Here is a 10,782-nt window from a genome sequence, read left to right on the forward strand (position 1 = left end):
ATGGCAGCGATATCATCTTTTGTCGCCATCGTTTGCTCGATGTGTTCCATACGCTTGTCCATGGCAGCAATGTCATCTTTTGTCGCCATGCGTTCACGCAACAATGCGAGCTCATCGAAAATACGTTTGAGCATATCATCCATATTTACTCACCTCCTCCGACAAAATTATATCATCACATCAAAAAGAAATCGACAAAAAAAGGATGCCCCAAAACGATGGGAGGCACCCAAATGTTTAATAGTTTAAATCAATGCGAATTCCTTTGACGCTATATAAAATATTTTCAGCGATATTTGTCACATGGTCGCCAGCGCGCTCTAAGTTGCGCGTGATGAACGACAATTGTGTAATTTGGTTTGTAAACTCTGGCTTTTCGCTCATTAAATCAATTAATTCTTGAATAATTTTTCCTTGTAATTCGTCTACTCGATCGTCTTCAAGCGCAATGCGTTTCGCCTCTTCAACGTCGTCGTTATGGAACGCATGAAGCGCATGATCTAACATTTCGTTGACGATCGCCGCCATTTCAGGAATGTGGACGATTGGTTTTACATGCGGTTCTGTGCCGATAAATTTGACCGATTTTGCGATATTGACCGCAATGTCACCAATGCGCTCGACATCAGACGAAATTTTCAGCGCAACGATTAACCGACGTAAATCAGATGCGACCGGTTGTTGTTTTAAAATCGTCATAATCGCTAGTTCGTTAATTTCGCGCTCCAGTTCGTTAATTTTTTTATCGTTTTCGATAATTTCATCTGCTTTTGTGATATTTTGCGTTTGTAACGCTTCAATCGATTCATGTAGCGCTTGTTGCGAAGCAGATACCATCGTCATTAATTTTTCGCGCAGTTGTTGAAGCGCCGCATCAAAAGTTGAACGTTTTGTCATGTTGAATCACCTAACTTTTTTTGTTGTTATTATATCCTGAAAACAGTTCACAAATAAAGCATAATTTTTTTATAGAATGAATATATGTTTTATGGTATATTGTTAGGCGTACAATTGAAGAAGAATTCTACGCTTTTTGCGTAGGAGAGGTTCTAGAACACCCTCTATAAAAAAACTAGGGATCGCTATGTCCTTAGGGGGTATAGCGTTTTTGTTTTAGAACGCTCTTTCTTCTCATTACGTAAGAAAGGGGAGCGAAAAATGAAAAAAGAAAAAGCAGTCGTCGTTTTTAGCGGCGGGCAAGATAGTACGACATGTTTATTTTGGGCGAAAAAACATTTTGCGGAAGTCGAAGCGGTGACGTTTGATTACAACCAACGCCATCGGCTCGAAATTGACGTTGCCGCATCGATCGCCAAAGAGCTTGACGTGCCACATACGGTGCTCGATATGTCGCTATTAAATCAGCTCGCACCAAATGCGCTGACAAGAAGCGATATAGCGATCGAACAAAAAGAAGGACAATTGCCGTCCACGTTTGTCGATGGGCGCAATTTATTGTTTTTATCGTTTGCCGCGGTGCTTGCGAAACAAAAAGGGGCACGTCATCTCGTGACGGGCGTATGTGAAACGGACTTTAGCGGCTATCCGGATTGCCGGGACGTATTTATTAAGTCGTTAAACGTGACGCTTAATTTAGCGATGGATTACGACTTTGTCATCCATACGCCGCTCATGTGGTTAAATAAAGCAGAAACGTGGAAGCTTGCTGATGAGTTGCATGCGCTTGAGTTCGTGCGCACGAAAACGCTCACGTGCTACAACGGCATCATCGCTGACGGTTGTGGCGAATGTCCAGCGTGCGTGTTGCGTAAACGAGGTCTTGATCAATATATGAGTGAAAAGAAAGGGGCGCATGTGCAATGATCCAACAAATTTATCCGCAAGTGATACACCCATTTCGCTATGAATTAAATAAAGATATGCAAATTGCGGCGGCGCACTTTATTCCGCATGAAGCAGCCGGGCAATGTGCGAACATGCACGGACATACGTATTTTATCAACATTACTGTTGCCGGTGACGAGCTAGATGATTCGGGCTTTTTAATTAACTTTCAACAGTTGAAAAAACTTGTGCACAACCGTTTTGATCATACGGTTATGAACGATCATAAAGATGTATTTAGCGATACAGCTGCTGAACATTTTCCGACGACAGAAGTGGTAGCGCGAAAAATTGCAGAAATTGTTCAAGAACATTTAGACACGTTGCCGAATAAACCGACATGCGTTCAAGTGTTTGTGCGGGAGTCCCCGACAAGCTACGTCGTATATCGTCCGAAAGCAGGGAAACAATAATGGAGCGCATTCCGGTCATTGAAATTTTCGGCCCGACGATTCAAGGTGAAGGCATGGTCATCGGGCAAAAAACGATGTTTGTCCGCACGGCAGGCTGCGACTATCGTTGTCGTTGGTGTGATTCATCGTTTACGTGGGACGGTTCGGCGAGAGATGAAATAAAACAAATGACGGCTGAAGACATTTGGCAACAACTGAAACAGCTTGGCGGGGATCGTTTTAACCATGTGACGATTTCAGGCGGCAATCCTGCGCTGCTTAAAAGTTTGCATGCGCTCATTTCTTTACTGAAACAACATCGAATGCGCATCGGCTTAGAGACGCAAGGAAGCGTATGGCAAGACTGGTTTTACGATATCGATGATTTCACGATTTCACCAAAGCCGCCGAGCTCAAACATGGAAACAAACTTTGCGATGCTTGATACGATCATGGACCGATTAGCGAGCCATCGCGGACAAGTGAGTATAAAAGTCGTCGTATTTAACGATGAAGATTTCGCTTATGCCAAACATGTGCATCAACGCTACCCGACCGTTCCGTTTTACGTGCAAGTCGGCAACGATGATATACATGAAGCAGACGACATCACGCTTCGCTTAAAGTTATTACAAAAACTTGAATGGCTCGTCGAACAAGTTGTGCAATCAAACGAGATGAATGACGTTCGCGTCTTGCCGCAACTACACACGTTATTATGGGGCAATCGTCGCGGCGTATAACTAAAGGAGGAGAAAACGATGAGAAAAGATGAAGAACTACAAGGAGTCACGCTTCTTGGAAACCAAGGAACGAAATATGTATTCGAATACAGCCCAGACATTCTTGAAGTGTTTGATAACAAACATCCCGATCGCGACTACTTTGTAAAATTTAACTGTCCGGAGTTCACGAGCCTATGCCCTAAAACAAATCAACCAGATTTCGCCACAATTTACATTAGTTACATTCCTGATAAAAAATGTGTTGAAAGTAAGTCGTTGAAGTTATATTTATTTAGTTTCCGCAATCATGGCGATTTCCATGAAGATTGCGTCAATATTATTATGAACGATTTAATTCGCGTCATGGAGCCGCGTTACATTGAAGTTTGGGGAAAATTCACACCGCGCGGCGGCATTTCCATTGACCCGTATTGCAACTGGGGCCGCCCGGGAACGAAATATGAAAAAATGGCGGAATATCGCTTATTAAACCACGATTTATATCCGGAAAAAGTGGATAATCGCTAAGAAGGCTGGCTCATAAGTCAGCCTTAAAAAATTCATAAAAGAGAACTAGTTTTTTTTCGCAAACGGGTATATAATGACAAATTGTTACGAACCTTTTTTTGTTTGGGGGGTCTTCATTTGAGACAAAGAACAGCTCTTGTGATCGGAGCAAGCGGGTTAGTCGGAGGTGAGCTTCTCCAACGATTGCTTCGCTCAGAGCATTATGAACGAGTGACGGTGTTTGTTCGAAAGCAAATGGCGTGCGAGCATGAAAAATTACAACAAGTTGTCGTTGATTTTGACAACATCGAACAATATGAACAATATTTTCATGTCGACGATGTATTTAGTTGTTTAGGGACGACGATGAAAAAAGCAAAAACAAAACAACAATTTATTAAAGTCGATTACGAATATACGTTGCGGGTGGCAAAACTAGCGGAAAAATGCCACGTCAAAACGTTTTTATTCGTTTCTGCGATCGGGGCAGATCCGCATTCGATGTTTTTTTACAATCGCGTCAAAGGGGAAACGGAAGAAGCGTTGCAGCGGCTTACGATTCGCTCGTTACACATTTTTCGCCCATCGTTATTAACAGGAGAGCGACAAGAATTTCGCTTCGGTGAAAAAACAGCGGAATGGCTTTCTCACGGTTTTTCGTTTGCGTTCGTCGGCAAATGGGAAAAATATAAGCCGATCGCTGCAAAACAAGTGGCGGAAGCGATGTATTATGCTGCGCTTTCGGAAAAACAAGGAGTATACATTTACGAATGTAGCGAAATGAAAGGTCAATGTGAACAACAAAGAGGGCTGTCTCATCAACAATAAGCAGCCCTCTTTTCGTTACTCTACAATTTTGTAGTTTTTATGGTTGACGACTGTTCGTTCTTGTAAGTCGAGTTCTTTGTAGTTATCCATGTACGTTAAGTCGACAATAACTGAATTTTCGTTTACTTTTTCAACGATTCCCCGCAACCCATTTTTAAATTCAATGACATCGCCAATTTGCGCTTTTTTCATTGAAAATCCCCTTTACTTTTGAATTTTTAAACCTTTTTTCTATTTTGCATGATTTTTCCTCGTTCGTAAAGGGCATTTTCAACTATTTTTAACGCTGTGGCCCATACGGCATGTACGGCCACATTGGTGCCCCGCAACCGCCTGGCATCATTTGTTGCGGCATCATTTGTGGCATTGGCATTGGCTGCATTTGTTGTGGCATCATTTGTGGCATTCCTGGCCACATCGGTCCCATCGGCATCCCACAGCCACAATCGCTCGGCATCATTTGTGGCATTGGCATTGGCTGCATTTGTTGCGGCATCATCTGTGGCATTTGCTGGGGCATCATTTGTTGATCTAATCGGAAATCTTCATACATATTCCAGTCATTCATCGTTCATCTTCCTTTCTTTCATTTAGAATCCACCAACATTGTATGTGCATTTTCCATAGACGTGTGTCAATATAACAAAATTAGGCATTCACACATCGTATTGACATGTATCGTTCAGCGCGTTAAAACAAAGAGGGAGGGATAAACGTGACTGAACAAGAAGCGAAGCGACTAATTGAACAATTGCGCACACGCGACGTTCCACACTTACTTGTAAAAAAAGAACATTTTTTAACGTTTCGTCATGTGCTCGTCCAACAAGAAGATTTTAAACATTTTCGCGGCGTCGCCCAGCGTGGCGGCGATGTCGTGTATTACTATATGGATGAGCCGCGCAGTTAACGTAACGTTTTAGCTTTTTGACGGCGGACATGCGCCATTGTTTTACGGCGTTTATACTTACTCCTTCTTCATCGGCAATTTGTTTTAACGTTTTTCCTTCGATCACATGACGAATAAGCCATATGCGCTCGCGCGGCGTTAAATATTGCAGCGCATCTTCCCATACGATGTTGGCAAAAAAATCGACATCTTCTTTTAGCACATATTCTTCTGGCAACGGAACATATACGTTTTTCGTTTCTTTGCGCAGCTGTGATACGATGCGCCACCGAATCATTTTAAATGCGAACGTACAAAAAGAGCCTTTCGTTTCATCGTATCGCTCATATGCTTCCCAAAGCGCGATTAAACCGATTTGCATATATTCATCGACATGACGGCGAATATGCAACTTGCGAATCATATAAGAAATGAGCGGGCGATATTCGTCAACAATTTTTTCAAAAGACATATATATCCCTTTCTTGAAGGCGCGCCCTCAGTTATTCCGCGGTACATTTAGCCTAACAAAAACGCTTGTATGATGCGAAAGACAAAACGGAGAAAAATCGCCCATTTACGTCTCGCATATACACCATTTCCCTTAAGGAAATACAAAAAATCGGGGGGAAAACAGGCAGGAAATAAAGGATTTTCCGAAAAAATGTTTTGAACAATGGAAAAATTTTGTGTTATGATAATAAAAAATGGAAAGGCATGAGCAAGATGAAAATAAGAAAAGCATGTATTGATCCACATTCTTCTCAACAAAACGTATACATTTATGAAAATAAAAAAGAACAATATATCGTTGTTGCGATTCCGTATTTGGAATGGTCCATTTATGTTAGCTATGATGATTTCGTTCATATCGAATCACGTTTACAACAGTCGCTTGCGAACGTGTTAGAAGAAGAGCATGTTTCGCCGCTTGCGATGAAGCTTGCCCAATGGATGAGAGAAATGTAAGAAAGGTTTCGTTGCTAGATGAAATACGCTATTGTCATTTATGTGATTGTCAGCACCATTTGGATCGTATTGACTGATTTTTATGTAGAAAAGTTGCCGCTTCCGCAACAGATCGTGCCATATGTTCAAACGTTTAAAGGGTTTATGTTTGTCATTTTATCTGCCGTATTTATGTATATCGCTTTTAAAAAACATCGCGAATTAAAACAAATGAGCGAAAGCGAACAAGAGCTGTTGACGCTCATTCATGCGATGCCTGATTTCGTATCATTGAAAGATGGACAAGGACGTTGGCTCAGAGTAAACGAATTTGGCTTAAAGCTATACGAGCTTGAGCATGTCGATTATAAAGGAAAAACAGATGCCGAACTGGCGGAATATACTCCTCATTTTCGCGAAGCATTGCTTTATTGCATCGATTCGGATGAAGAAGCGTGGCGGGCAAAAACGGTGACGCGTGCGGAAGAATCGTTTTCGACGCCAAACGGTGAAGTGAAAACGTTTGACGTCATTAAAGTGCCGCTATTTTACGAAAACGGAAAACGAAAAGGGCTTGTCGTCATCGGGCGCGACATTACACAACAAAAAGTTGCTGAACAGCTGTTGTTGAAAAAAGAAAAACTATCGGTCATCGGCGAGCTAGCGGCAGGCATCGCCCATGAAATTCGCAATCCGCTCACGTCCATTAAAGGCTTTTTACAAATGATGAAAGAAACGAAAGAAGTAGATGAACGTTTCGTGCAAATTATGTTGGATGAAATTGAGCGCGTCAATCAAATCGTGAGCCAACTTCTCGTGCTTGCGAAACCGCAAATGAAATCGTATAAACCGTTCGCTTTACACGACGTTGTTGACTACGTGATCGGGCTGTTTACGTATGAAGCGATTTTGCAAAATGTACAAATAAAATACGAACCGCACACATCGGCAACCGTATATGGCGACAAAAACGAGATCATTCAAGTGTTTGTCAACGTCATCAAAAACGCATTAGAAGCGATGCCAAAGGGAGGAGCAATCACCATTTCTACGAAAGAAAAAGATGACCGCGTCCATATCCTCATCGAAGATACAGGAAAAGGGATTGAGCGAGAGCGTTTAAAACGAATTGGCGAACCGTTTTACACGTTAAAAGAAAAAGGAATGGGGCTTGGGTTAACGACAAGCATGAAAATCGTTCATGAACATAAAGGCACGATGCAAATTGAAAGCAAAGTTGGCAAAGGAACGCGGGTTGAAATCATCTTACCAACATATAAAAATGACCCGTCTTAAAACGGGTCATTTTTATTACTCTACCCATGTCGTGACTTCATCTACTGGTAAACGGAGAGAAGGATGGGCAGGTGCGCTCGCTTTACCGATTGTAATGAGCATCACCGGAATGTATCGGTCAGAAATGTGAAACTCTTTCATAAATGCTTGTGGGTCAAAGCCGCCGATCGCGCACGTATCAAACCCTTCAGCTTTTGCGACAAGCATGAGTTGCATCGCAGCTAACGAAGCGTTCGTTAACGCAGCATCGCGCGCATATTGTGCGTTTGTATACGCTCCTTCAATTTGTTTGGCGAGCGTTTCTTTCACTTCTTTTGTCATTTTTCCTTGTGCGACAAGCGGGTCATATACGGCATCTATTTTTTTATTTGCTTGTAAATCGCCAAGTACCGCAACGACCGCCGATGCATCAACGATTTGTTGTTGGTTGTAAGCGATCGGAAGGAGCTTTTGTTGCGCTTCTTTTCCAGAGATGACGACGAAATGCCAATGTTGCAAATTCCAAGCGGAAGGCGCCTTCGTCGTTAATTGTAAAATTTTTGTTAGTTGTTCTTTCGAAATCGAAGCGTTCGGATCGTATTTCCGAACGGATTGTCGTTGTTCAATAATTGAAATCATATATATTTCCTCCTTAAATGTACAAAAATAAAATTACTTACTTTTTGTTAGTTACGATAATTATATTAATTTAGTTACAATAAGTTTGTCAAATTTCATGCATAGGGTGATGATTTATGGAACGTTCGCATGTTTGTCCGAAAATTGAAGCAGCGTTTCAACTGCTGGGAAAAAGATGGAATGGGTTAATTATTCACGTTTTATTTCGCGGACCGCTTCGTTTCAAAGATTTAGCGGAAAGCATCCCGGAAATTAGCCAAAAAATGTTAACGGAACGATTAAAAGAATTAGAAGAAGAACACATTGTCGTTCGCCACGTTTACCCTGAAAAGCCTGTGCGCATTGAATATGAATTAACGGAAAAAGGGAAAGATTTACACATCGTGATGGAAGCGGTGCAAGTGTGGGCAGAAAAATGGTGTAGTCCCTAACCTTTTGCCGTTGTCGTTGCGATAGTTATAGGTGAAAGGAGGGGGAAGACATGCTTCAACGTTCACAACTTCGTTTAACGTTTGAAGTTGGCGTGACAGAAACGGGCAAACCGCTATATAAAAACAAAACGTATACGATCAAACCGAACGCAACGGAAAGCTCGCTCGTCTCTGTTGCCCAAGCGCTTGCATCTTTGCAAAGCGCGCCGCTCGTTCACGTATATCGCAACGATGTGCACGTATTAGGCGAATAGGAGGGATGACAAATGAAAACGCTTGAATTGCAGTTTATGAATGAGGAAGGAAAGACGGTTCGTTTCAGCATCGATGCACCGCGTGAAGATGTGACAGAAGCGCAAATTAGTCAAGCGATGGATGTCATCATTGCCGCAAACGTCTTTCCATCGAGTGGAGGCGATCTCATCGCGAAAAAAGGAGCGCGCCTCATCGATACAACGGTGACACAATGGACGTTTGCATAAACGCTCAAGGTGTCCTGTGCGTCAGGACACCTTGTTATATATAAGCGAAAATCGAAGGGGTTGAGAAAGATGGAAGCGTATTTGTCGCTTCTTTCCGATGTCGGTTTTCCGATTGCGGTGACGTTTTATTTACTGCATCGGATCGAAGGCAAACTAGATGCGGTCATCGACTCGATTCGCATGTTAGGCGAACAATGGAAAGCACCCAACTAAATGGGTGTTTTCTTTTTGCATTCCTTTTGTTAACATAAACATGTAAGCAAGTTGGTTATGTGAGTTAAGGGGGTTTTATTTTGTTTAAACGAAAACAAGAGGAGCGCGATTTACAGCTTGAAGCGATTTTACAAATGAAAGAAGAGCCGATTCGCCTCCATGAAGGGACAGTCGAACGACAGCTAGCGCTCATCGGGATGACGACGAAAGATGTTGCCATTTTACAGCACGTCAAACCTTATATTGAAGCAAATATTGCTCGCATCGTTGACGCCTTTTATGGTGCGCTTCAAAAAGAAAGCCATTTGCTTTCAATCATTCAACAACATAGCACGATTGAGCGCTTAAAACAAACATTAACGACACATGTAAAAGAAATGTTTAACGGAAACATTGATGAAGCGTTTATTGAAAAAAGACGCCGCGTTGCCCAAGCACACGTTCGCATCGGTTTAGAGCCGAAATGGTACATCGCTTCGTTTCAACATTTGCTTGAGGAAATTTTAGCGGTCATGTTAGAACAATTACGTCAGCCATCGTATGTCATTGTCGTCATGAAATCCGTCTCTAAAATGTTAAACGTCGAACAACAGCTCGTGTTAGAACAATATGAACGAGAAAACGAAGAGCTTCGTTTACAAATGGAGACATTGAAACAACAAATGAAAGAACAAGTGAAAGTATCGCTTCAACAGCTAAGTCATGCGTCCGATGAAGTAAGCGCTTCCGTCGCGGCGTTAAACGCGCAAACCGCTGGCATTTTGCAGGCGGCACAAGAAGCTTCTCACGTGGCTGTCGCAAGCGCTGAAAAATCGGCAAAAGGAAAACAACAATTGCAAGCGCAAGTAGAAAACATGCTACAAATGAATGAAAAAATGAAACAAATTGAAGCGAATATGGGCAAACTTCAACAAGCGATGAAAGAAATTGAACATATCGCTTCGCTTGTGACGTCTATTGCAGATCAGACGAATATGCTTTCACTGAACGCCTCGATTGAAGCAGCGCGCGCGGGAGAGCACGGAAAAGGCTTTGCTGTCGTTGCCGATGAAGTGCGCAAACTGGCGACGCAAACGAAACAATCGGTCGCTGATGTATCGCGCGTATTAAGCGATATTCATGATCATATTGTTGCGATGTCGCAATCGCTTGAACTTGCATCGCTTTCTGTGACCGAGAGTACAAATGGAATGGAAACGATTTATTCGTTTTTTGATGAATTTGCATCCGCACTTGAACGCATTTGCCAATATAACGTACGAATTGACGACGAAATGAAAGCGTGCGCGGAAGCAGTAAGTGAAATTCATGAGGCGATGGAACACGTATCCGCATCTGCTGATGAATTGGAAGGGCTAGCGAGCGAATTGTAATCCATCCTCTTTTTTCTCTACTTTTCGAATATATTGCCTCGGCTGAAACGGCTCACGATGCCTTTCGTTTACCGTCGCGTAAATGAAAGGCTCGATTTTTTTTCCTTCGACTTCATAGTCAGCAAAAAACATGGCAAACATAAAAAAAGCAACCATCGCTTTCGCTCCTTTTTTGTTTTTACTATGTATTTTGAAAAAAAGTGAAACTTTTTATACATATGGTTCGTATAAAAAA

At 42.2% G+C, this 10,782-nt stretch carries 19 protein-coding genes and 1 riboswitch; of the genes, 13 read left to right on the plus strand and 6 right to left on the minus strand.

Going from position 1 to position 10,782, the window contains the following annotated elements:
- Positions 1-237: 237 nt before the first annotated feature.
- Positions 238-897, minus strand: coding sequence for a phosphate signaling complex protein PhoU (phoU, locus tag HNR63_RS03935; protein ID WP_043965109.1), 660 nt, complete (start codon positions 895-897; stop codon positions 238-240).
- Between the two features lie 140 nt (positions 898-1,037).
- A riboswitch (PreQ1 riboswitch) is annotated at positions 1,038-1,082 on the plus strand.
- Between the two features lie 76 nt (positions 1,083-1,158).
- Between phoU and queC the strand changes: the two genes are divergently transcribed.
- From queC to HNR63_RS03960, 5 genes are all read left to right on the plus strand, one after another.
- Complete coding sequence (queC, locus tag HNR63_RS03940) at positions 1,159-1,824, plus strand: 7-cyano-7-deazaguanine synthase QueC (RefSeq protein WP_021095658.1); 666 nt, start codon at positions 1,159-1,161, stop codon at positions 1,822-1,824.
- A complete protein-coding gene (gene queD, locus HNR63_RS03945) occupies positions 1,821-2,258 on the plus strand; it encodes a 6-carboxytetrahydropterin synthase QueD (protein ID WP_009362722.1) in 438 nt (145 codons plus the stop codon). The genes queC and queD overlap by 4 nt, the downstream gene beginning before the upstream one ends.
- Positions 2,258-2,980 carry a 7-carboxy-7-deazaguanine synthase QueE gene (queE, locus tag HNR63_RS03950; protein ID WP_181519848.1) on the plus strand — a complete coding sequence of 241 codons (723 nt, stop codon included), beginning with the start codon at positions 2,258-2,260 and terminating at the stop codon, positions 2,978-2,980. Before queD ends, queE begins: the two co-directional genes overlap by 1 nt.
- Positions 2,981-2,998: 18 nt before the next feature.
- On the plus strand, positions 2,999-3,490 hold the full coding sequence (gene queF / locus HNR63_RS03955) for a preQ(1) synthase (protein ID WP_075039389.1): 492 nt from the start codon (positions 2,999-3,001) through the stop codon (positions 3,488-3,490).
- Positions 3,491-3,607: 117 nt separating this feature from the next.
- Entirely contained in the window at positions 3,608-4,297 is a 690-nt protein-coding gene (locus HNR63_RS03960) for an oxidoreductase (RefSeq protein WP_246316725.1), read from the plus strand.
- Between the two features lie 15 nt (positions 4,298-4,312).
- Here HNR63_RS03960 and HNR63_RS03965 read toward each other — a convergent pair whose 3' ends face one another.
- Both HNR63_RS03965 and HNR63_RS03970 read right to left on the minus strand, forming a co-directional pair.
- The gene (locus HNR63_RS03965; protein WP_021095653.1) at positions 4,313-4,489 is read right to left on the minus strand and encodes a YkvS family protein; all 177 of its coding nucleotides are present in this window, start codon (positions 4,487-4,489) and stop codon (positions 4,313-4,315) included.
- Between the two features lie 88 nt (positions 4,490-4,577).
- The gene (locus tag HNR63_RS03970) at positions 4,578-4,865 is read right to left on the minus strand and encodes a hypothetical protein (protein ID WP_181519850.1); all 288 of its coding nucleotides are present in this window, start codon (positions 4,863-4,865) and stop codon (positions 4,578-4,580) included.
- 147 nt (positions 4,866-5,012) lie between these two features.
- Here HNR63_RS03970 and HNR63_RS03975 point away from each other — a divergent pair, with 147 nt between their 5' ends.
- On the plus strand, positions 5,013-5,207 hold the full coding sequence (locus tag HNR63_RS03975; protein WP_042536166.1) for a hypothetical protein: 195 nt from the start codon (positions 5,013-5,015) through the stop codon (positions 5,205-5,207).
- On the opposite strand, the gene HNR63_RS03980 is transcribed toward HNR63_RS03975, so the two are convergent.
- Positions 5,134-5,658, minus strand: a complete 525-nt coding sequence (locus tag HNR63_RS03980) for a sigma-70 family RNA polymerase sigma factor (RefSeq protein ID WP_181519851.1) — start codon at positions 5,656-5,658, stop codon at positions 5,134-5,136. The genes HNR63_RS03975 and HNR63_RS03980 overlap by 74 nt on opposite strands.
- Before the next feature lie 245 nt (positions 5,659-5,903).
- Here HNR63_RS03980 and HNR63_RS03985 point away from each other — a divergent pair, with 245 nt between their 5' ends.
- Complete coding sequence (locus HNR63_RS03985; protein WP_021095649.1) at positions 5,904-6,155, plus strand: YueH family protein; 252 nt, start codon at positions 5,904-5,906, stop codon at positions 6,153-6,155.
- An 18-nt stretch (positions 6,156-6,173) separates the two neighbouring features.
- Positions 6,174-7,430 carry an ATP-binding protein gene (locus HNR63_RS03990; protein WP_181519852.1) on the plus strand — a complete coding sequence of 419 codons (1,257 nt, stop codon included), beginning with the start codon at positions 6,174-6,176 and terminating at the stop codon, positions 7,428-7,430.
- A gap of 15 nt (positions 7,431-7,445) precedes the next feature.
- On the opposite strand, the gene HNR63_RS03995 is transcribed toward HNR63_RS03990, so the two are convergent.
- Positions 7,446-8,048, minus strand: a complete 603-nt coding sequence (locus HNR63_RS03995) for a nitroreductase family protein (RefSeq protein WP_021095647.1) — start codon at positions 8,046-8,048, stop codon at positions 7,446-7,448.
- A 116-nt stretch (positions 8,049-8,164) separates the two neighbouring features.
- On the opposite strand from HNR63_RS03995, the gene HNR63_RS04000 reads away from it, so the two are divergent.
- From HNR63_RS04000 to HNR63_RS04020, 5 genes are all read left to right on the plus strand, one after another.
- The gene (locus tag HNR63_RS04000) at positions 8,165-8,479 is read left to right on the plus strand and encodes a winged helix-turn-helix transcriptional regulator (protein ID WP_181519853.1); all 315 of its coding nucleotides are present in this window, start codon (positions 8,165-8,167) and stop codon (positions 8,477-8,479) included.
- Positions 8,480-8,529: 50 nt separating this feature from the next.
- Positions 8,530-8,733, plus strand: a complete 204-nt coding sequence (locus tag HNR63_RS04005) for a DUF1659 domain-containing protein (RefSeq protein ID WP_004891408.1) — start codon at positions 8,530-8,532, stop codon at positions 8,731-8,733.
- A 12-nt stretch (positions 8,734-8,745) separates the two neighbouring features.
- The gene (locus HNR63_RS04010) at positions 8,746-8,961 is read left to right on the plus strand and encodes a DUF2922 domain-containing protein (RefSeq protein ID WP_021095645.1); all 216 of its coding nucleotides are present in this window, start codon (positions 8,746-8,748) and stop codon (positions 8,959-8,961) included.
- A gap of 69 nt (positions 8,962-9,030) precedes the next feature.
- Entirely contained in the window at positions 9,031-9,174 is a 144-nt protein-coding gene (locus HNR63_RS04015; RefSeq protein WP_021095644.1) for a YvrJ family protein, read from the plus strand.
- 80 nt (positions 9,175-9,254) lie between these two features.
- On the plus strand, positions 9,255-10,547 hold the full coding sequence (locus tag HNR63_RS04020) for a globin-coupled sensor protein (protein ID WP_181519854.1): 1,293 nt from the start codon (positions 9,255-9,257) through the stop codon (positions 10,545-10,547).
- Here the strand turns inward: HNR63_RS04020 and HNR63_RS04025 are convergent.
- Positions 10,530-10,703 (minus strand): hypothetical protein, encoded by a 174-nt coding sequence (locus HNR63_RS04025; RefSeq protein WP_181519855.1) that lies wholly within the window; start codon positions 10,701-10,703, stop codon positions 10,530-10,532. The two genes, HNR63_RS04020 and HNR63_RS04025, sit on opposite strands and share 18 nt — an antisense overlap.
- Positions 10,704-10,782 lie beyond the last annotated feature (79 nt).

This window comes from Anoxybacillus ayderensis (assembly GCF_013761015.1).
Classification (GTDB): Bacteria; Bacillota; Bacilli; order Bacillales; family Anoxybacillaceae; genus Anoxybacillus; species Anoxybacillus ayderensis.

Coding starts and splice junctions, on each gene's coding strand:
- queF (WP_075039389.1), top strand. CDS start 2,999: ATGAGAAAAGATGAAGAACTACAAGGAGTCACGCTTCTTGGAAACCAA.
- HNR63_RS03990 (WP_181519852.1), top strand. CDS start 6,174: ATGAAATACGCTATTGTCATTTATGTGATTGTCAGCACCATTTGGATC.
- HNR63_RS03970 (WP_181519850.1), bottom strand. CDS start 4,865: ATGAATGACTGGAATATGTATGAAGATTTCCGATTAGATCAACAAATG.
- HNR63_RS03980 (WP_181519851.1), bottom strand. CDS start 5,658: ATGTCTTTTGAAAAAATTGTTGACGAATATCGCCCGCTCATTTCTTAT.
- queC (WP_021095658.1), top strand. CDS start 1,159: ATGAAAAAAGAAAAAGCAGTCGTCGTTTTTAGCGGCGGGCAAGATAGT.
- HNR63_RS04005 (WP_004891408.1), top strand. CDS start 8,530: ATGCTTCAACGTTCACAACTTCGTTTAACGTTTGAAGTTGGCGTGACA.
- HNR63_RS04015 (WP_021095644.1), top strand. CDS start 9,031: ATGGAAGCGTATTTGTCGCTTCTTTCCGATGTCGGTTTTCCGATTGCG.
- queD (WP_009362722.1), top strand. CDS start 1,821: ATGATCCAACAAATTTATCCGCAAGTGATACACCCATTTCGCTATGAA.
- HNR63_RS03965 (WP_021095653.1), bottom strand. CDS start 4,489: ATGAAAAAAGCGCAAATTGGCGATGTCATTGAATTTAAAAATGGGTTG.
- queE (WP_181519848.1), top strand. CDS start 2,258: ATGGAGCGCATTCCGGTCATTGAAATTTTCGGCCCGACGATTCAAGGT.
- HNR63_RS04000 (WP_181519853.1), top strand. CDS start 8,165: ATGGAACGTTCGCATGTTTGTCCGAAAATTGAAGCAGCGTTTCAACTG.
- HNR63_RS04025 (WP_181519855.1), bottom strand. CDS start 10,703: ATGGTTGCTTTTTTTATGTTTGCCATGTTTTTTGCTGACTATGAAGTC.
- HNR63_RS04010 (WP_021095645.1), top strand. CDS start 8,746: ATGAAAACGCTTGAATTGCAGTTTATGAATGAGGAAGGAAAGACGGTT.
- HNR63_RS03985 (WP_021095649.1), top strand. CDS start 5,904: ATGAGCAAGATGAAAATAAGAAAAGCATGTATTGATCCACATTCTTCT.
- phoU (WP_043965109.1), bottom strand. CDS start 897: ATGACAAAACGTTCAACTTTTGATGCGGCGCTTCAACAACTGCGCGAA.
- HNR63_RS03995 (WP_021095647.1), bottom strand. CDS start 8,048: ATGATTTCAATTATTGAACAACGACAATCCGTTCGGAAATACGATCCG.